At 67.1% G+C, this 20428-nt stretch carries 13 protein-coding genes and 1 pseudogene; 3 read left to right on the forward strand and 11 right to left on the reverse strand.

Annotation, left to right across the window (positions count from 1 at the left end):
- Positions 1-54 precede the first annotated feature (54 nt).
- Entirely contained in the window at positions 55-2037 is a 1983-nt protein-coding gene (locus P7L68_RS27375; RefSeq protein ID WP_372003091.1) for a PHA/PHB synthase family protein, read from the reverse strand.
- Positions 2038-2313: 276 nt separating this feature from the next.
- Here P7L68_RS27375 and P7L68_RS27380 point away from each other — a divergent pair, with 276 nt between their 5' ends.
- From P7L68_RS27380 to P7L68_RS27390, 3 genes are read left to right on the forward strand one after another with little or no spacing between them, the layout of a single operon-like run.
- Entirely contained in the window at positions 2314-3294 is a 981-nt protein-coding gene (locus P7L68_RS27380) for an HlyD family secretion protein (RefSeq protein ID WP_372003094.1), read from the forward strand.
- Positions 3295-3317: 23 nt separating this feature from the next.
- The gene (rbbA, locus tag P7L68_RS27385; RefSeq protein WP_372006981.1) at positions 3318-6086 is read left to right on the forward strand and encodes a ribosome-associated ATPase/putative transporter RbbA; all 2769 of its coding nucleotides are present in this window, start codon (positions 3318-3320) and stop codon (positions 6084-6086) included.
- A gap of 4 nt (positions 6087-6090) precedes the next feature.
- Positions 6091-7215 (forward strand): ABC transporter permease, encoded by a 1125-nt coding sequence (locus tag P7L68_RS27390; protein ID WP_372003097.1) that lies wholly within the window; start codon positions 6091-6093, stop codon positions 7213-7215.
- 39 nt (positions 7216-7254) lie between these two features.
- Here the strand turns inward: P7L68_RS27390 and P7L68_RS27395 are convergent.
- From P7L68_RS27395 to P7L68_RS27440, 10 genes and pseudogenes are all read right to left on the reverse strand, one after another.
- A pseudogene (locus P7L68_RS27395) lies at positions 7255-8576 on the reverse strand (type II toxin-antitoxin system HipA family toxin).
- Between the two features lie 432 nt (positions 8577-9008).
- Positions 9009-9830, reverse strand: coding sequence for a phosphodiesterase (locus P7L68_RS27400; protein ID WP_372003100.1), 822 nt, complete (start codon positions 9828-9830; stop codon positions 9009-9011).
- A 6-nt stretch (positions 9831-9836) separates the two neighbouring features.
- Positions 9837-10838 (reverse strand): ABC transporter ATP-binding protein, encoded by a 1002-nt coding sequence (locus P7L68_RS27405; RefSeq protein ID WP_372003103.1) that lies wholly within the window; start codon positions 10836-10838, stop codon positions 9837-9839.
- The gene (locus tag P7L68_RS27410) at positions 10835-11638 is read right to left on the reverse strand and encodes an ABC transporter permease (protein WP_372006982.1); all 804 of its coding nucleotides are present in this window, start codon (positions 11636-11638) and stop codon (positions 10835-10837) included. The genes P7L68_RS27405 and P7L68_RS27410 overlap by 4 nt, the downstream gene beginning before the upstream one ends.
- A 5-nt stretch (positions 11639-11643) precedes the next feature.
- Positions 11644-12477 (reverse strand): ABC transporter permease, encoded by an 834-nt coding sequence (locus P7L68_RS27415; RefSeq protein WP_062766868.1) that lies wholly within the window; start codon positions 12475-12477, stop codon positions 11644-11646.
- Between the two features lie 95 nt (positions 12478-12572).
- Positions 12573-13595: an ABC transporter substrate-binding protein gene (locus P7L68_RS27420; protein WP_372003106.1), complete on the reverse strand. Its 1023-nt coding sequence runs from the start codon at positions 13593-13595 to the stop codon at positions 12573-12575.
- Positions 13596-13679: 84 nt separating this feature from the next.
- A complete protein-coding gene (locus P7L68_RS27425; protein WP_372003108.1) occupies positions 13680-14735 on the reverse strand; it encodes a LacI family DNA-binding transcriptional regulator in 1056 nt (351 codons plus the stop codon).
- 126 nt (positions 14736-14861) lie between these two features.
- Complete coding sequence (murJ, locus tag P7L68_RS27430; RefSeq protein WP_372003111.1) at positions 14862-16418, reverse strand: murein biosynthesis integral membrane protein MurJ; 1557 nt, start codon at positions 16416-16418, stop codon at positions 14862-14864.
- Between the two features lie 87 nt (positions 16419-16505).
- Positions 16506-19313, reverse strand: a complete 2808-nt coding sequence (locus P7L68_RS27435; protein WP_372006983.1) for a [protein-PII] uridylyltransferase — start codon at positions 19311-19313, stop codon at positions 16506-16508.
- A gap of 184 nt (positions 19314-19497) precedes the next feature.
- The gene (locus tag P7L68_RS27440) at positions 19498-20364 is read right to left on the reverse strand and encodes a MetQ/NlpA family ABC transporter substrate-binding protein (RefSeq protein ID WP_372003114.1); all 867 of its coding nucleotides are present in this window, start codon (positions 20362-20364) and stop codon (positions 19498-19500) included.
- Between the last annotated feature and the right edge of the window lie 64 nt (positions 20365-20428).

Here is a 20428-nt window from a genome sequence, read left to right on the forward strand (position 1 = left end):
AAAGCCGGATGATCGCGCGTGGGGTGGGTGAAGGTCAAGACAAGGGCGGAAGGATCACTTCTGGAACACATAACTTCCCGGCGCCGCGCCCAGCGCCGGATAGCCCTTGTCCGGAGCGGCCATGGGCGGCGGGGCGACGGGGGCCGAGGAATGGGCGTGGAGCCAGTCGGTCCAGGCCGGCCACCATGAGCCGTCGCGGATTTCGGCGGCTGCCACCCAGGCGTCGGGGGCCTTGTAGAAGCCGTCGGCCGGGGTGGTCATGATCCGGAATTTGCGGCCCTTGTGACCGGGTTCGGAGACGATGCCGGCATTGTGGCCGCCGCCGGTGAGCACGAAGGTGACCTCGGTATCGGCGAGCAGGTGGATCTTGTAGGCCGAGACCCAGGGGGCGACATGGTCGCGTTCCGTCCCGACTGCGAAGATCGGTGCACGGATGTCCGAGAGACTGATCGGCTGACCGTCGACTTCGAAACGACCTGTGGCGAACTGGTTTTCGAGGAACAGCCGGCGCAGGTATTCGGAGTGCATCCGATACGGCATGCGGGTGGCATCGGCATTCCAGGCCATCAGCGCATTCATCGGCGTGCGCTGACCCATCATGTAGTCATGCACCATCCGCGACCAGATCAGGTCGTTGGAGCGCAGCAGCTGGAAGGCGCCGGCCATCTGGGTGGTGTCGAGGAAGCCCTGGGCCCACATCATGTCCTCAAGGAAGGTGACCTGGGCCTCGTCGATGAACAGGGTCAGCTCGCCCGCCTCGGTGAAATCCGCCTGGGCGGCGAAGAGGGTGACCGATCCCAGCCGCTCGTCGCCGTCGCGGGCCATGGTGGCGGCGGCGATGGTGAGCAGGGTGCCGCCCAGACAATAGCCGGTGGCATGGATGGGGTGCGGGCCGGCAATGGCCTCCACCGCATCGATCGCCGCCATCACGCCTTTCATCCGGTAGTCGTCGAAGCCGACATCCCGGTCGGCGGGGCCGGGATTGCGCCACGAGATCATGAATACGGTGAAACCCTGGGCGACCAGATACTCGGCGAGCGATTTACCGGGCTCCAGATCCAGGATGTAGTACTTCATGATCCAGGCCGGCACGATCAACACCGGTTCCGGATGCACGCTGTCGGTGGTGGGCGTGTAGCGAATCAGCTCGATCAGGTGGTTGCGGAACACCACCTCGCCCGGCGTCATGCCCATATTGCGGCCGACCGCGAAATCCTCGGTGCCGGCAGGGCCGGTGCCGGTGACCGTCCGCCACATATCGTCCCAGAAATGCAGGGCGCCGCGGACGAAATTGGCACCGCCTTCCTCGATGGTGCGGTTGATCACTTCGGGATTTGTCAGCGGATTGTTGGACGGCGAGAAGACGTCCAGCATCTGTCGGGCGGTGAACTCCATCACCTTTTCGTGCGCCGGGGTCACGCCGCGCACGCCGGTGGTGGCGTTATACCACCACTGCTGGTTCAGCAGAAAACTCTGGTAGAGCACGTCGAAGGGCCATTGCTTCCAGGCATCGGCCCGGAAGCGGCTGTCCTGGGGCAGGGGCTCGATGCAGGCAGGCAGCTTTGCGTGGGGTACGCCTTCAGCTTCCGCCGCATCCACCGCTCCGGCCAGATAGGCGGAGGGGAAGGGAAGGCCGGGCAGGGGGGTGTCGCCATCGGCGAACCCTGCCCGGTGGGCGATATAGCTGCCGAGGCGGGCAGCCTTGCGCATCGCCTTTTCGACCAGCTCGGCCCGCTTGCCCGGCGCACTCGCCAGATGAACCGCCCAATCCGCCCAGGCATCGGTGAGAGAGGCGGGTGACAGCCCGCCCGTCACCCGCGCCATGGCGGCATGCACGGCGCGGTCTACGGCCTCGCGCACGGCGGCACCGGCCATCTCGCCCGGTTCTTCGACACAGGGCCCGGTCGCGGCCGGCGGGGCGGGATCGGGGGTCTTGTGATGCAAGGGGTGATGGGCGGGCACCGGATGCTCCGCAGGCGCTGTGGCCGGCGCTGCGGGCGCGTCGACGGTGGGGTGGCGGCGGGCATCGGCATTCATCGATCCGGCTCTCCTCGAAGATCCCCCGGGGCCTGCGGTCGGGGTGCGTGGTCCGCTATTGCAGCGCATCATCGCCTGCCTTGCCGCAGGCACCCATGATCCATGTCAATGTGTTCGCCTTTCGCGCATGCGAAAACAAGCCTGTTCCGTCACGGGCCAGGGAATGACATGATCGCCGTACAGCATGTCGGGTGCCAGTGACACACGCATGACGATGGTCTGCCGGCGGAGACCGGCGACCCGCAGATCATGCGAAGTTCGGAGGTCCGGAAGATCATGCGTATCGGACGCTGGATGGCAATCGTGATCATCGCTGCCGTTGCCGCGGGGGCAGGGGTTATCTACTGGCGCTCGGTGACCCGCGATGCCCTGCCTGAAGGCTTTGCCCGCACCAATGGCCGGATCGAGGCCGAGCAGATCGACATCGCCACCAAGATCGCCGGCCGGCTGGCCGATATCACGGTCGAGGAAGGCGACATGGTCGAGGCCGGCCAGGTGGTCGCCCGGCTGGACGACGTTCAGATCCGGGCCCAGCTGGCGGCGGCAGAGGCCGAGCATCGCCGGGCCATCCAGGCAAAGGCCGAGGCCGAGGCCCAGCTCGCCTATCGGCGCAGCGAACTGGTCTATGCCCGTGCGGAGCTTTCGCGCGGGGAGACGCTTGCCGCGCGTGGTCATTTCACACGCGAAGGCGTCGACCAGCGCCGGATGCAGGTCGCAACCGCCCAGGCGGCCGAAGCGGCCGCGATGGCGGCCGTCGATCAGGCGGCGGCGGCCATTGATGCGGCGGCGGCCCAGGTTGCCCAGACCCGCGCCGTTCTGGACGATACCGTGCTGACCGCACCGCGGGCGGGCCGCATCCAGTACCGCCTGGCGGTCCCGGGCGAGGTCCTGGCGGCGGGCGGGCGCATCGCCACCCTGCTCGACCTCACCGATGTTCAGATGACGATCTTCCTGCCGGCACGTGATGCCGGCCGGCTTGCCACCGGTGCCGAGGCCCGGCTGATCCTGGATCCGGTTCCGGAATATGTCGTCCCGGCCGCCGTTTCTTTCGTTGCCGGCGAGGCCCAGTTCACACCCAAATCGGTCGAGACCCGCGACGAGCGCGATACGTTGATGTTCCGGGTGAAACTGCGCATCCCGGCGGACCTGCTCGCCGCCCATGCCGATCGGGTGAAGACCGGCGTGCGCGGCACCGCCGTGGTCCGGGTCGATCCCGCCGCTGCCTGGCCGGCGGAGCTGGCGGTGAAACTGCCGTGACCGTCGCTGCCGCACCGGGCCCGATGGCGGTGCTGGGCGGGGTCACCCATCGCTTCGGCAAGGTGACGGCGCTCGACCGGGTCGATCTGGAGATGACGGCCGGCAGCACGCTGGGGCTGATCGGCCCCGACGGCGTGGGCAAGTCGACACTGCTGTCGCTGATCGCCGGCGTCCGGCGTATCCAGGCCGGGCGCGTGGAGGTGCTGGGCGGCAACATGGCCGATGCGGCGCATCGTCGGCTGGTGGCGCCGCGCATTGCCTATATGCCTCAGGGGTTGGGCCGAAATCTCTACCCCACGCTCAGCGTGTTCGAGAATGTCGATTTCTTCGGGCGGCTGTTCGGCCAGGGCAAGGCGGAACGTCGGGCACGGATCGCCGAACTGCTTGAGGCCACGGGGCTGGCCCCCTTTCCGGACCGGCCGGCGGGCAAGCTCTCGGGCGGCATGAAACAGAAGCTGGGCCTGTGCTGTGCCCTGATCCACGATCCCGATCTGCTGATTCTGGACGAGCCGACCACCGGCGTCGACCCGCTGTCGCGCCGCCAGTTCTGGACGCTGATCGATCGCATCCGTGCCCGCCGTCCGGGCATGGGGGTGCTGGTTGCCACCGCCTATATGGAAGAGGCTGCGCGCTTCGACCGCCTGGTTGCGATGGATGGTGGCCAGGTCATTGCCGCCGGCACGCCGGCCGAGCTGCGGGCCCGGACCGGCGAGGCGGATCTGGAGCGGGCCTTCATCCGCCTGCTGCCCGAGGCGCGGCGTCGCGACCATCAGGCGCCGGTGATCCCGCCGCGGGCCCCCGACGGCGACGGGTCGCCCTCGATCGAGGCGCGCGGCCTGACCTGCCGCTTCGGCGATTTCACCGCGGTGGATGCGGTGGATTTCGCCATCGGCCGCGGCGAGATCTTCGGCTTTCTGGGCTCGAACGGCTGCGGCAAGACCACGACCATGAAGATGCTGACCGGCCTGCTGCCGCCGACCGACGGCGAGGCGCTGCTCTTCGGCCGGCCCCTCAATGCCGGGGATATCGAGACCCGCCGCCGGGTCGGCTACATGTCGCAGGCCTTCTCGCTTTATGGCGAGCTGACCGTGCGCCAGAATCTCGACCTGCATGCCCGGCTTTATGGACTGGACGACACTCGGACCAGGGACCGGATGGCCGCGATGATGGCCGAGCTTGACCTGGCAGGGGTCGCGGACCAGGTCTCGGATGCGCTGCCGCTCGGCATTCGCCAGCGGCTGCAGCTTGCCGCCGCCGTTCTGCATGAGCCCGATATCCTGATCCTGGACGAGCCGACCTCCGGCGTGGACCCTGTCGCCCGCGACCGTTTCTGGGCCTATCTGGGGGTGCTGGCGCGCGAGCGCGGTGTGACGATCTTCATCTCCACCCATTTCATGAACGAGGCGGCACGCTGCGACCGCATCTCGCTGATGCATGCCGGCCGGGTGCTGGCGGTGGGCACGCCCGCGGAGCTGGCGGCAGAGGATCCCGGCGGCAGCCTGGAGGAAGCCTTCGTGGCCCGGCTTCAGTCGGCGACCAATGGGGCGGCGACCAATGGGGCGGCGGCCGATGGGGCGGCAGCCGATGGGACGGCGACTGAGGGAGCGGCACCTGCGGCCGCCGTCGCGGAGCCGGCACCGGCCCTGCCGGCCCGGCCGCCCAGGCGCCGGGATCTCCGCCGGCTCTGGGCCTATGCCCGGCGTGAGACGATGGAGCTTGCCCGCGATCCGATCCGGCTGGCCTTCGCGCTGCTCGGGCCGGTGATCCTGATGCTGACCTTCGGCTTCGGCATCTCCTTCGATGTGGAGGATCTGCCCTATGCGGTCTATGACCAGGATCAGTCCACCGAAAGCCGGTCGCTGATCGAGGCCTTCGCAGGCTCGCGCTATTTCGAGGAACATGCGCCCATCCACAGCCCCGCAGAGATGGACCGGCGGCTTCAGGCCGGCGAGCTGAAGCTCGCGATCGAGATCCCGGCCGATTTCGGCCGCGACCTGACCCGTGGCCGGGTGCCCGAAGTCGGTGTGGTGCTTGATGGGGCCATGCCCTTCCGGGCCGAAACCACGCGCGCCTATGTCCAGGGCGTGGCGCAGCGCCATCTGGAGGAAATGCGCGAGGCCTCGTCCCTGCCGGTTTCGACGACGCCCTCGGTCACGATCGAGACCCGCTTCCGCTACAACCAGGCGTTCCGCAGCGTCGAGGCGATCGTGCCTGGCGTGATCATGCTGATGCTGGTGCTGATCCCGGCGATGATGACCGCGGTGGGCGTGGTGCGCGAGAAGGAGACCGGCTCGATCGCCAATTTCCGCGCGACGCCGGTCACCCGCTTCGAATTCCTGGCCGGCAAGCAGTTGCCCTATTTCGGCATCGCGGCGCTGAGCTTTCTGGTGCTGTCCATCGTTGCCGGCCTGGTCTTCGGACTGGAGGTGAAGGGGTCGGGCCTGGCGCTGCTGACGGGCGCCCTGCTCTATGTGGCGGCGACGACGGCCTTCGGCCTGCTGGTCTCGGCCTTTATGAAAAGCCAGCTGGCGGCGCTGTTCGCCACGGCCATCGTCTGCATGATCCCGGCAATAAACTTTTCGGGCCTGCTGACCCCGGTGTCGGCGCTCACCGGTGGCGGCCGGGTGTTGGGCCTTGCGTTCCCGGCGGCCTGGTTCCAGCAGATCAGCATCGGCACCTTCACCAAGAGCCTGGGCTTTGCGGAGCTGTGGCACAACCATCTGGCACTGGCCGGTTTTGCGCTGCTGTTCCTGATCGCGGCCCAATGGGTGCTGCCCAAGCAGGAGCGTTGAGCCGATGCGTCCCGCCAACATCTTCCGCCTGGGCGTGAAGGAGCTGCGCAGCCTCGCCGCCGACCCGGTGCTGGTCTTCCTGATCCTCTACACCTTCACCTATGCGATCTATGCGGTCGCAAGCGGCGCTAATTTCGAGGTCAGCAATGCGGCGGTGGCGGTGGTCGACGATGACCGCTCGGCGCTGTCGCTCAGGCTGCGCGATGCGGTGCTGCCGCCGCAGTTCGCATCCGTGGTCGAACTGACGGCACCCGAGGCCGATGCTGCGCTCGATGCCGGCGATGCGGTCTTCGTGCTGCACATTCCTTCGGGCTTCGAAGCCGATCTGCTGCGTGGCCGGGATGCGACGCTGCTGCTCGACATCGACGCCACCGCCATGACCCAGGCGGGCAACGGCGCTGCCTATCTCCAGTCGATCATCGCGCGCGAAATCTCCGCGGCGGCCGGGCGCGACGACGGCATGTCGGGGGATCTGCCGATCGATCTGGTCGTGCGGTCGCGCTTCAACCCCAACCTGTCTTCGGTCTGGTTCAACGCGGTGATGCAGGTGATCAACAACGTCACCATGCTGTCGGTGATTCTGGCCGGTGCCGCGCTGATCCGCGAGCGTGAGCACGGCACGATCGAGCATCTGCTGGTGATGCCGGTTCGCCCGGCCGAGATTATGGCCGCCAAGATCTGGGCCAACGGCTCAGTGATCGTCGTCGCCTCGGTGCTGTCGCTGATCGGCATGGTCCAGGGGGTGCTTGCGGTCCCGATCCACGGCTCGCTGCTGCTCTATACCGCAGGGGCGGTGCTCTACCAGTTCTCGGTAACCGCGCTCGGCATCCTGCTCGCCACCATCGCGCGGTCGATGCCCCAATTCGGCCTGCTGGTCATCCCGGTGATCGTGACCATGAACCTGCTCTCGGGTTCGTCCACGCCGCTTGAGAGCATGCCGCTCTGGCTGCAGAAGGTGATGATGCTCTCCCCCGCCACCCATTTCGTGGCGTTCTCGCAGGCCGTGCTCTATCGCGGTGCCGGTCTGGATGTTGTCTGGCCGACGCTGGCCATTCTGGCGGGGATCGGGTTTGCGATCTTCGCGATCGCCCTCGCACGGTTCCGGCGGAAAATTGTGGAGATGGGGTGAGGCGTCGAAATGGGGTGATGTCCCGGCCCGTCTCGATGATCAGGACAGCTGATCGAGAAAACTGGCGCAGTCATCGAGCCGCGGTCTGGCGGCGCGCAGGACGCTGTCGTGGATGTCCGGAGGAAAGCCTTCCGGCAAGTCGGTGACCACCACGGCATCGAAAGCGGTTTCCCCCCGCTCGACCACCTGCTGCAGGGCGGCCTTGAAGATCAGGGGCGGGATGCCGGCTTTTTCTGCCGTCTGAGTGAAGTGGCGGGGCTGAATCTGATCCAGGCGATAATGATGGTTCGGCCCGACCGACATGGCGAGCTTCATCTGTCTGTGCTCGGCCTGCCTGTGATCGAAGCCGGGTTGTGCGGTCAGGATGTCATAGAGCGGGGTCATCCTGAACCGCCCGCCGGGTGCCAGGAAAACACTGAAGTTCTTCGCGTGGCCGTCCGTTGCCCCGATGATCCAGAACAGGATCTGGGCTATCAGAAAATGACGATGATCCCGGCCCGGATCATCGCTGCCCTTCAGGGCGTTGAGAATATCGACGATCCCGGGGCCGCCTTCGCTCTGGTATTTGAGGGTCGGAGGCGTACCGGTGAGCTGGCAGAAATCTTCCTGCGGCAGCCGGATGAGCCAGCCATTGTTGAGCCGCTTGCGATCGAAACGCCTGACGACCAGCGCCTTGACCCCTGAAAAGACCATCATCGCGGCGTGATTGACATCCAGAAGGCCTGGGCGAGTTTCAGGCAATAGAACTCGTTCTCGACGCTGTTCGACAGATCTGTGCCGTCGGGCGGATGGCCGATCTGTGTGTTCAGGATATGCGTGGTGGGTGTGGTTCCTGTCGGTTTCAGCCATTGCCCCTCGTGGAACAGAAGCGCCGTCTTCTCCTGCGCGCCGGCAATGGAGATCCGGAAATCGTCATCCCCCTGCAGACTGAGCGGGATCTGTCCCAGGTTCTTGAGCATGGTGGCGATGTCGTCGTCCGAGACCGGTTCTCCCTCGATTCTGTCGAGCGATGAGGGAGGTGTGTCGTCGTCGAGAAACTGGAGCGCACCGACGCAGTCCTGGCCGATCCTGGAGAGCAGGCCGTAAGCGTCCGTGCCGGTTGCGCCGACCCGTTCGGCGACACGTCGCCTGATGGCCGGCTGATCCGGCAACAGATTGTCGAGAAATGCGGTCACTTCCGGGCCGCGGTGCGCTTCATGGCGCAGTGGCAGGGAGAGCGACACCGGGATCGCATCCGGCCGGTCTGCCCAGGCCGGATCGTAGGTGAAAACCACGGCGCCGTTCAGCTGCTTTGACAGACGGCCGACAAGGTATCCGTTCAGATAAACATGGTGGTCGGCATAGGTTTTTCGCCGTGCCATCAATCGTCGTTCCCGCCAAGAAGCATTCGGGCGATGGCGTCGTCGACGGTGGATCGGTCGCGAGGCGCAGCCTGAAGGCCGAGATCGAGAGCGGCCAAAAGATCGATGAGCGTATCCAGGCGGAGGCTGGGATAGCCTTGCTAGATCTGAGAGATCATGCTCTGCCGCTGACCTGTCCTGACACCGAGAGCTGCCTGAGTGAGGCCGAGCTTCCGCCTTTGTCTGCGGATGAGGTTGCCCAGCTGTTGGGGCGTGCGGCATGATATCTGCCATGGCCGGCATGTCCTCACCAGGTTGCCAGAAAACCGTATAAGAACAATTTATCTCCGATTCCGAATAAAGTGATTTTATCCGGAATCGGAGATAGTGCCGCCATATGCTGTTTCAGACATAAAAGCGGGGGCCCTCAAGCTGCCGGCGGAGCCCGGGATGTCAGTCGATCAGCCCGCCCTTCGCATCGAAGAAGGGATGGGGGCCGTCGAACCGGCCCGGATAGGCCAGATGGCTGACCAGAAGCCGCGGCGGGGTGAAGCGGAAGAGACGGATCGCCGGCGGTTCCATGGTGAAGGTGGAAGGCCCGCCCAGGGTCAGATCCAGCGTTACCGCATGGGCGGCATTGGGGGCGATCGAGACCGCGACCCCGTCGAGCACCGTGTCGATGGCGCGATGGACATGGCCGCAGGCGAGATGCAGCACCTGGGGGTGGTGGCGGAGGACCGCGATCAACTCGGCGCCGTCCTTCAGATTCTGCACGTCCATATGGCCGATGCCGGTCTCGAAGGGCGGGTGGTGGACGAAGACCAGGGTCGGCCGGTCGGCACCGGCGGTGAGCATCCGGTCGAGCCAGGCGAGTTGGGCCGCGCCGACCATGCCCCATGGTACACCCGCGACCGAGCTGTCGAGCCCGATCAGCCGCACCGGATGATGGTCGATCAGGCAGGCGGCGAAATCGGCATCGTCGACATAGGGGACCACATCCGCGAAGGCGGTGCGCATCTCATCGGCGCGATCGTGATTGCCGGGTACGGCATACCAGGGGGCTTTGATCCGGTCGAGCAGCGGCCGGAGCACGGCATATTCCGCAGCAGAGCCCGTATCGGTGAGGTCGCCCGACAGAATGACGGCGTCGACCTCGGGCACGAAGGCGTTGACGTAGTCCACGGCCGCCGTCAGCAGGCCGGCGGTATCGACCCGGCCATAGGCCGGCCGGCCGCCGGGTTTCAGATGGGTGTCGGTCAGTTGGGCGATCAGCATGAGGGTTCAGGCTCCGAGGCGGATACGGGCGGCGGCGGGCACGTCGATGCCGAGCAGGGTACCGGTCTCGGGCAGATCGGCGCGGGCGGCGGTTTCGACCATCCAGCTTTCGCCTGCGGGGCCTGAGAGTTTCAGCCGGCAGCGATCGCCCAGGAAATGGCAGACGGTGACGGTGCCGGTGAGCAGCCCGTCGCCCGGAGCCGTCAGCCGGGCGTCTTCCGGGCGGAAGAGCAGTGTCTCGCCCCGGGCATCGACCGCGCGGTTCATGGTGCCGACGAAGCCTGCGACGAAATCATCGGCGGGCGCATGATAGATCTCGCGCGGGGTGCCGCGCTGGGCGATGCGGCCGGCATTCATCACCACGATCTCGTCACCCAGCACCATCGCCTCGGCCTGGTCGTGGGTGACGTAGACGGCGGTGATGTGCAGGCTGCGCAGCAGGGCGTCGATCTCGGTCCGCAGATGCTCGCGTAGCGCGGCGTCGAGCGCCGTCAGCGGCTCGTCGAGCAGCAGCAGGCGCGGCCGGACGGCGATGGCGCGGGCAAGCGCCGTGCGCTGGCGCTGGCCGCCCGACAGCTGGTCGATCCGCCGGTCGGCCAGGGCGTCGATCCGCATCAGCGCCAGCATCTCGTCGACCCGGCTGTCGATCTCGCGCCGGGGCAGGCGCCGGACCTTCAGCCCGTAGGCCACGTTGCCGCGCACGGTGAGATTGGGGAAGAGCGCATAGGACTGGAACACCATGCCCACCTCGCGCGCCTCGATCGGCAGCCGGGTGACGTCCTCGCCGTCGAACAGCACCCGTCCACCCGGATCGGGCCGGTCCAGCCCGGCGATGATCCGCAGCAGCGTGGTCTTGCCGCAACCCGAGGGGCCGAGCAGCACGGCGGTGCGGCCGGCGGGAATGTCGAGATCGATGGGCGTCAGCGCCCGGGTGCCGTCGGGCCAGGTGCGGGCGCAGCCGCGGAGTTCGACCGCGGTGGCGCCCGAGGAAGCGGTATCAGTCGTCATCGATGGTCCTTCCGGCCACGGCGTCCGGCCAGCTGCATCGCGACCAGCAGCGGCACGATCATCACGAAGAAGACGAGGGTGTAGGCGCTGGCGATTTCCAGCCGCATCGAGGCATAGCTGTCGGCCAGGCCCACCGGCAGGGTCTTGGTCAGCGGGGTGTGCAGCATCCAGGTGAGATTGAATTCGCCGATCGACAGCGTGACCACCATCAGCCCGCCGGCCAGCACGCCCGGCCAGGCATTGGGCACGATCACGGTCAGGAAGCGCCGCACGAAACTGGCGCCCAGGCTGGCGGCGCCTTCCTCCAGCGTCTTCATGTCGGTCGCCACCATCACCGCGATCACCGAGCGCAGCATGAAGGGCAGGGTGTAGATCACATGACCGGCGAGCACGAAGCCGCTCGACATGCGGAAGCTGCCGGCACCACCCCAGGTCAGCAGCAGGCCGAGCGCCAGCGCCAGGCCCGGGATCGCGATCGGCAGGGCGACGGTCTCTTCGATCGCGCGGGCAAGCGGCCCGGGCCGGCGGGCCAGGGCATAGGCCGCGGGTACGCCGATCACCGCGGTGATGGCCAGTGTGGCGAAGGCCAGCCAGATCGACCGCCAGATCGTGTCGGCGTAAAGCCGCCAGACCTCTGCCACCCAATCGAGGGTGAGGCCGCTTTCCAGGCCGCGGAAGAAGTTGACCGTAACGCCGGCAAGACCTGAGAGCACCACCGGCACGATCATGAAGGCGGCGACCACAAGGGTGAAGGCGAGGCCGGCCCAGAAGCCCGCCCCGCGTGGATGTCCGCGTCGCATGGCCATCAGCCGCCCCCCGCAGCCGCGCCGCGGCCGCCGAGCGTGCGGGCGATGAACAGGGTCGCCCAGGTGATCAGCCCCAGCACCAGGGCCAGGGCCGAGGCGCCGGCGATGTTCGCCTGCAGGGTGAATTCCGTGTAGATGGTCATCGGCAGCACCGCGATGTCGGTGGCGAGCGCGAAGGCGGTTCCGAACGCGCCCATGGCGGTGGCGAAGCAGATCGCGCCGCTGGCGATCAGCCCCGGCATCAGCGCCGGCAGGGTGACCGAGAGGAACACCCTGACCGGCCCGGCACCCAGCGAGCGGGCGGCCTCGGGCAGGGACGGATCCAGCGTTTCGGCCGCGGCCATGACGTTCAGGATCACCCGCGGGATCGAGAAATAGAGATAGCCCACGAACAGGCCGGCGGCCGAATAGGCGAAGACCAGCCGGTCGCCGGTGAGCGCCTTCGAGACCAGATTGGCGAGGCCCTGCCGGCCGCCGAGCATGATCACCAGGAAGCCGACCACCACGCCCGGAAAGGCGAGAGGGAAGGTGAGCATGGCAATCAGCGCCGACCGGCCCGGGAAGACATGGCGGGCCAGAAACAGCCCGGCGATGGTCGACACCACCAGGGCGGCCAGCGTGACGGTGACGGCGAGGATGAAGGTCATCACCGTGTCGTGGCCATGGCGGGGGTTGGTCAGGATCGAAAAATAGGCCGCGATGCCGTCCGGCCCCGAGGCGCCGGCAATGGCGAGACGGACCAGCGGCACCAGAAGGAAGGCGGCGAGCACGATCCCGGCCGGCAGCAGCATCAGGACCAGGCGCGGGGTTTCGCGGCCCGAGGCGGATGACATCGGTCGGTGTTCCACGTGAAAAGGCGGCCCGCTGGCATCTTGCCGGCGGGCCGTGGATCATGGGCGGGGTGAAACCGGGCGGCCCTGGACGGCCGTCACTTCACCTCGGCGAGATAGGTTTCGGCGAAAGCCTTCTGGCCGGCCGCCATCGCGGCATAATCGACCGGCTTTGCCCGGGCGTAATCGGCGGCGGGCAGGAAGCGGGCCTCGATCTCGGCCGGCAGCTTCACCTCGCGTACCGGGCGCAGATAGGCATTGGCCCAGAGCGACTGGCCCTTTTCCGAGAGCACGAAGTCCAGGATCCTGCGGCCGTTATCGGCATGCGGCGCACCCTTGACCAGGCTCATGACGTAAGGGACGACCAGCGTACCTTCCTTCGGGATCACGAATTCGATATCGCCCTTGTCCTTGTAGCGGGCGCGATAGGCGTTGAAGTCGTAGTCGATCATGATCGGGATCTCGCCCGACAGAACCCGGGCATACGAGGTCTGCTTGGGCACGATCGGGGCGTTGCCGGCCAGCTTCTTAAAGAAGTCGATGCCCGGCTGCCAGTTGGTGAAATCGCCGCCGAAGGCACGGTTGATCGCAACCGCGCCGGCATAGCCGACGAAGGCACTGGTCGGATCCAGATAGCCGACCATGCCCTCATATTGCGGGTTGAGCAGGTCTTCCCAGCTCTGCGGCACCGGCAGGTCGCCGAGCGCTGCCTTGTTCACGAACAGGCCGATCGTGCCCGAATGGATCGAGAACCAGCTGCCGTCCGCGGCCTTGAGACCGGGGTCGATCTCATCGAAGCCCGCCGGGCGGTAGGGGTCCACCAGCCCCTGTTCGGCCGCCTGGATGCCGAAGGAGACGCCGTAATAGGCGACATCGGCAACCGGATTGGCGCGCTCGGCAGCAAGCTGGGCCAGGGTCTGGCCCGAATTCTTGTTGTCATGGGGCACGTCCAGCCCCAGGTCGGATTTGATCGCCGCCAGCTGCGACGCCCAGTCCGCCCATTCGGGCGGGCAGTTGTAGCAGATGGCGTCCGCGGCGGCGGCGCCTTGCGCGGGGATCGTGGCGGCGGCTAGGATCAGCCCGGCCGCAGCGGCCACGGATTTCAGAGCGGTACCGATCATGGGTCGACGTGTCCTCGTTGGCGTCGTGGTCGGTGGCGACCGGGGCGGCGGGAATGTGCCTGGCAGTGCGTTCCGCCGTTCCGGTCACGTCGTGCCCGAGCGCTCTTTTGCCGGGCGCGCGGGAAAGGAGGAGGCCGGGCCGGTCTGATGGCCGGAAGGCCTGAAGGTGAAGGGCAGGATCAGGTCGCCGCCCGCCTTGTCGTTTGCCTCGCCGAGCATGGCGATCAGCCGAAGGGCCGCCTGCCGGCCCATCTCGGCCGAGGGCTGGACGATGGTGGCGAGCGGGGGTGTCAGATGGGCGCCGACCGCGATACCGTCGAAACCGGTCACCGCCACATCGCCGGGAACGGCCAGGCCGCGGCGCGCCAGGGCGCCGATCGTGGCGATGGCCAGCCAGTCGTTCGAACAGAACAGCGCCGTCGGCAGCCCTTCCGGCTCCGCAGCCATGGCGGCGAGGGCGGCATCCGGGTCCGGGGTCTCGAACTCCACCTCGCGCACGGCAGGCGCTGGCAGCCCGGCTTCGGCCGCACCGGCCAGAAAGCCGCGCAGCCGCGCAGCCGCACGATCGGAGCCACCGAGCGCTCCGGTGATCATGCCGAGCCGCCGATGACCGAGCTCGGCGAAATGCCGGGCCACCGCCCGACCGGCGTCCTCGTTGTCGACCGTGACCGTCGGCGCCCGGCCGGGGGTCGGCTGGTTGTAGACCAGGACATGCGGCACCCGGGCGGCTTCGAGGGCGTCGAGCGCCTGACTGCCGGCGGGGTCGGTGACGGTCAGGATCATGCCGTCGACCCGGTAGGCGAGCAGCGCCTCGACCGCGCGCACCTCTTCCTCGGCGTGATAGCCCGAGACACCGAAAAGCAGGGTGAAGCCGGCGGCGCGGGCGGCGGTTTCGATACCGGCCACCGCATCGGCGAAGACCGGATTGGCCAGCGACGGGATCATCACCCCGATCAGCCGGCTGCGCTGGGATTTGAGGCTGCGGCCCAGCCCGTTCGGCCGGAAGCCGAGATCTTCCACCGCCTGACGGATGCGCGCCGCCGTCTCGGCACCGACACGGCCGGTCCCGTTCAACAGGCGTGACACGCTGGCAACCGATACGCCGGCCTTGAGCGCGACGTCGCGGATGGTGGGGGACATGGGTCTCGAGACCTCCGGCGGGGGATCGGTCATCTCTCGTCCCCCAGAGAATGCGGCAGATCGTCTCGTGGGTAAACGTTTACATCATGAAGTTTGAGCGGCAGCCATGTGACCGTCGGATGACGCTCAGCGTCTGCGGCGGCGCAACATGCCCTTGAAATCCTGCACGCGCGCGGCGCCGGTGATCAGGCTGAAGGCCACATAGGCCGGTATGGTCGCGCCGATCAGCAGGGTGAGCCAGAGCACGCGGGCGGCATGGGGCATGGTTCCGAAGGCCGGCAAGGCTTCGAGCACGCCGAGGATCGCGGAGGCGAAGAGCAGGTTGGCAAGCAGGATCCTGGGCAGGGTGCGGCGCAGCCGGGCATCGCCCACCAGCAGCCGGTCGCGGTTGAGCCTGCGGGCAAGCAGGAAGACGTTGATCCAGGCCGAGAGCGCCGTTGCAAGTGCGATGCCGATATGCGCCAGGTACTGCATGAAGGCTAGGTTCAGCACGACATTGGCCACCAGCGCCACCACGGCATAGCGGGTGGGGGTGGCGGTATCCTCGCGGGCATAGAAGCCCGGACTCAACACCTTGGCGAGCACGAAGGCGGGCAGGCCGAAGGCGAGCACGGTCATGACCTCGACCGTGCGGATGGTGGCCTCAGGGGTGAAGGCGCCACGCTCGAACAGGGTGGCGACGATCGGCAGGCCGAGGGTGGCGAGGCCGACCAGGGCCGGCAGCGCCACCAGCAGGGTCATCTCCATCGCCCGGTTCATGTGGTTGCGGGCGTCGTCGAGTGCGCCTTCCTTGATCCGGGTGGAGAGCAGCGGCAGCAGAGCGGTGCCGACCGCGATGCCGACCACCCCCAATGGCAGCTGGACCAGCCGGTCGGCATAATAGAGCGCCGATACCGTGCCTTCCGCCAGCAGCGAGGCGATCATGGTGTCGACCAGAACGTTCACCTGATAGACGCCGGCACCGAGCGCCGCCGGTGCCGCCACCTTCAGCAGGCGCTTCACCTCGGGCGTCAGCCGTGGCAGTCGGAAGCGCAGTCGGGCGCCGGCCCGGTTGGCGGCGACCAGCATCGCCCCCAGCTGCACCACCCCCGACAGCATCAGTGCCCAGGCCTGGACCACCGCCGGATCGGCATCGACCCAATGCTGCAGCGAGACCACGCAGCCGGCGATCAGACAGAGATTGAACAACACCGGCGCGCCGGCGAAGGCGCTGAAACGGCCGAGCGAGTTCAGAACGCCGCCGACCAGGGCGACGGCCGAGATGAACACGATATAGGGAAAAACGATCCGGGCGAGATCGACGGCGAGCTGGAATTTCTCGGGGTCGTCGGAGAAGCCGGGAGCGAAGACCGTGACCACCCAGGGCATTGCCGCCTGGGCTGCGAGCAGGATCACCAGCAGGCTGCAGACCAGAACCGACAGGGCGGATTCGGCGAAGGCATGGGCGGCGGTTGGGCCGCTTTCGACCCGGATCCGGTTGTAGATCGGCACGAAGGCGGCACTGAACGCGCCTTCGGCAAACATGCGCCGCAGCAGGTTCGGCAGCTTCTGGGCCACGAAGAAAGCATCCGCCGCCGCCCCCGCACCCAGCAGGCCGGCCACGAGAACATCGCGCGCGAATCCGAGGATCCGCGACATCATGGTGAGGCCACCCACCGTGGCCGCGGCGCGCATCAGGTTCATGAGGTGCGGGTGTATCCGAAACCGCGCCCGGCGGAAAGGGGCATCAATGGGGCGACGGGGGCGGCTCTGCAGCTGCCCCGTCGCTGATCATTCGGCAGCGTCGCCGGCAGCGGTGGCGGTACTGCGGATGGTACCGTCATCGGCGATCACCGGCCCGGCGGCATCGAGGGCGGCCAGCAGTTCTTCACGGATCCTGGTGAGCTTGCCCTGATGAGTGATCTTCAGGCCGAACACGTCCTTGACGTAGAAGGTGTCGACCGCCCGCTCGCCATAGGTCGCGACATGGGCGGACGAGATGGTCAGGGCCAGATCCGAGAGCACGCTGGTGATCGCGAACAGCAGGCCCGGCCGGTCCCGGGCGGTCACCTCGATGACCGTCTGGGTGTTGCTTGCCCGGTTGTCGATCAGCACCCGGGGGGTGACCTGGAACACGTCGGTGCGCTTCGGCCCGTCGCGCCGGGCAGCCAGCGCCTTGGCGGGCCTGAGCTCGCCCGAGAGCGTCCGCCCGACCAGATCGCGCATCCTGGCGACCCGGACCTCGTCGTCATAGGCGGAGCGGTCGGAGTCCTGCACCCAGAAGGTGTCGAGTGCCATGCCGTCGGTGGTGGTGACGATGCGGGCGTCGACGATGTTGCCGCCGGCTAGTGCCATGGCACCGGCGACGCCGGCGAAGAGGCCGTGATGGTCCGGGGCGTAGACCGTGATTGCCGCCACCGAGCGGAAGCGGTCGGGGGCGACGTCGATCACCAGCGGCGCCGGGCCCTGACGGTCGGCCTTGGCGACCAGGCGGGCGTGGCGCTCCAGAACTTCTGCGTCATGGGCCAGCCAGTAGGAGCCGGGCATGCGCTCCACATGGGCCTGGAAGGCGGCGCCGGTCCAGTCGGCCAGACGCTCGCGCAGCTTGTCCTGCACCGCCTGGATCCGGCCGGCACGGTTCAGCCCCTCGACATGGCCACCGGAGAGCTGTTCGGCCGCGCGGTAGTAGAGTTCACGTAGCAGCGTGCCCTTCCAGCCGTTCCAGACATTCGGGCCGACGGCACGGATATCGGCAACGGTCAGGACGGTCAGCAGGCGCAGCCGTTCCATTGACTGGACCATGTCGGCGAAGTCGTGGACGGTCTTCGGATCTTCAATGTCGCGCTTGAAGGCGACCGCGCTCATCAGCAGGTGCCAGCGTACCAGCCAGGCGACGGTCTCGGTTTCCTCGGGCGTCAGACCGACCCTGGGGCACAACTTGCGGGCGACCTCTTCTCCCAGCACGGAATGATCGCCGCCGCGCCCCTTGGCGATGTCGTGGAGCAGCACCGCCATATAAAGCACCCGGCGCGACAGCACCTCGTGCACGATCCGGGTCGCGAGCGGCAGTTCGTCGGGGAAGTTGCCCTTCTCGATCCCCGACAGGATGCCGATCGCCCGGATGGTGTGCTCGTCGACCGTGTAGACATGGTACATGTCGTGCTGGGTCTGAGCCACGACCCGCCCGAAATCCGGAATGAAGCGGCCGAAGACACCAGCTTCGTTCATGTGGCGCAATGTGGCTTCCGGATCCTTGGGTGAGGTCAGGATGTCGAGGAAGACCTGGTTGGCCGCCGGATCCTCGCGCACGCTGTCGTCGATGTATTTCAGGTTCTGGGTGATCCAACGCAGAATCTGCGGATGGACATCCATCTCGCGACTTTGGGCGACCCGGAACAGCTTCAGCATCTTGATCGGCTGTTCGGCGAGTTCGTGGCGATTGGCGAGCGTCAGACGGCCGCCCTCGATCCGGAAGCCGTCGATCTCGCGCCGCATCAGGATGCTGGGCATGCGGATCTTGGGCTGGCGCTGATTGGCGCTTTCCAGCGCTGCGCACAGAATCCGGGTCAGGTCGCCCACATCCTTGGCGACCAGATAATAATGCTTCATGAAGCGCTCGACCCCGCGCACCCCCGGCCGGTCGGCATAGCCCATCAACCGGCCGATTTCGGTCTGGACGTCGAAGGTCAGACGATCCTCGGGCCGGCCGGCGATATAGTGCAGGTGGCAGCGCACCGTCCACAGGAAGTTCTGGGCCTTGGCGAACCGCCGGTATTCGCCGGCGGTGAAGACCTTCTGCTCCACAAGATCCGACAGATTGTGGACGCGATAGGAGTATTTGGCGATCCAGAACAGGGTATGGAGGTCGCGCAGGCCGCCCTTGCCCTCCTTGACGTTGGGCTCCAGCACATAGCGGCTGTCGCCCATCCGCCGGTGGCGCTCGTCGCGCTCGGTGAGCTTGGCCTCGATGAACTCACCCGCCGTGCCGACCATGATGTCGGTGGCGAAGCGCCGGCGCAGATCCTCGTACAGCACCATTTCGCCACAGAGCTGGCGGCTTTCCAGCAGGCTGGTGCGGATGGTCATGTCGCCGCGTGCCCGCGAGATGCACTCGTCGACCGAGCGTACCGCATGACCGACCTTGAGCCCCAGATCCCAGAGCAGATAGAGAATGTATTCCGCCACCTGCTCGCCGCGCGGGGTCTGCTTGTAGGGCATCAGGAACAGCAGATCGACGTCGGAATGCGGTGCCAGTTCGCCACGGCCATAGCCGCCGATCGCCACCAGGCACAGCCGGTCGGCCGAGGTGGGGTTCGCGACCGGATAAACATGGGTGGTGGCCAGATCGAACAGGGTGCGCACGATCTGGTCGATCAGATAGCAGTTCTCGCGCACCACATGGGCGCCGTCGGCCCCGGCATCGAAGCGCTTGCGGATCTCCTCCCGTCCCTTCGCCAGATGCTCCTTCAGCATGGCCAGGATCTCACGCCGGAGCTTTTCCACCGGTTTGCCCGTCTCCTCCACCAGCTGCTCGATGTCGGCCATCAGGGCGCGACGGTGGATGATCTGCCTCTTGTTGCGGATGGCGGTCATGTGGATCGGGGCCTCGGATGTCGGCGATACGGCGGTGGTATGTGCGACGGGGGCGGGGGATCCTCGTGCAACGGCGAAGGCCGGACCTCCCGTAACGGGCGGCCGGCCTTGTCAGACTACCTGAGAGATGGGGCGGAGGCGAGGTGCCGTCACCCCTTGATCCACGTGGCGGAATCAGTCTCTTGCCGGCTTACCAGGCGGGCAGGATCGCGCCCTTGAACCGCTCGGCCAGGAAAGCCTTCACCTCGTCGGACTGGTAGGCCGCCACCAGTTTGCGGATCTGCGGCGCATCCTTGTCGGCCGCCCGGGCGGCGACGAAATTGCCGTAGGGGTTGTTGGTCCGGCTTTCGATCGCGATTGCGTCCTTCGTCGGATCAAAGCCGGCGTCATGGGCATAGTTGCCGTTGATCGCTGCCGCATCCAGATCGGGCACCGCGCGCGGCAGCTGGGCGGCGTCGAGTTCGACGATCTCGATCTTTTTCGGGTTGGCGGTGATGTCGAGCAGGGTGGGGGTGAGGCCTTTGCCCGGCGCCAGGTCGATCACGCCGTCACGCGCCAGCAGATTCAGCACCCGGCCGCCGTTCGACGGGTCGTTCGGGATGCCGAGCTTCGCGCCCTCGGGCAGATCGGCCAGGGTCTTCACCTTCGTGGAATAGATTCCGATCGGCTCGACGATGGTGTAGCCGACATTGACGATGTCATAGCCATGGACTGCGATCTGGGCATCCAGATAGGGCTGGTGCTGGAACGCGTTGGCATCGAGGTCACCGGCCGCGAGTGCCTCGTTCGGCAGCACATAGTCCTGAAAGGTGATGATCCTGACGTCAAGCCCGTCCCTGGCAGCCACCTGCTTGACCACCTCGGCAATTTCTTCTTCCGCGCCGGCGATGACCCCCAGCCGGACGGTATCGCCTTCTGCCGCACGGGCGGCGAGGCCGCCGGCGGCAAAGGCGGCAACCAGGGCAGCGAGACCCAGGATGGCCGTGAACAGGCGGCGGCGACCATCTTCGACGGCGGATTTGCGCCGGGGCCGCGACGGGGCGAAGGAGCGGAACATGATGGCGATCCTGTACGGTGGCCCTGCGGGGGACGAGAACGACCGGCGGAGAGGCAGTGCCGGG

Origin of the sequence: Tistrella mobilis (assembly GCF_041468085.1) — a bacterium.
GTDB lineage: Bacteria > Pseudomonadota > Alphaproteobacteria > Tistrellales > Tistrellaceae > Tistrella > Tistrella mobilis_A.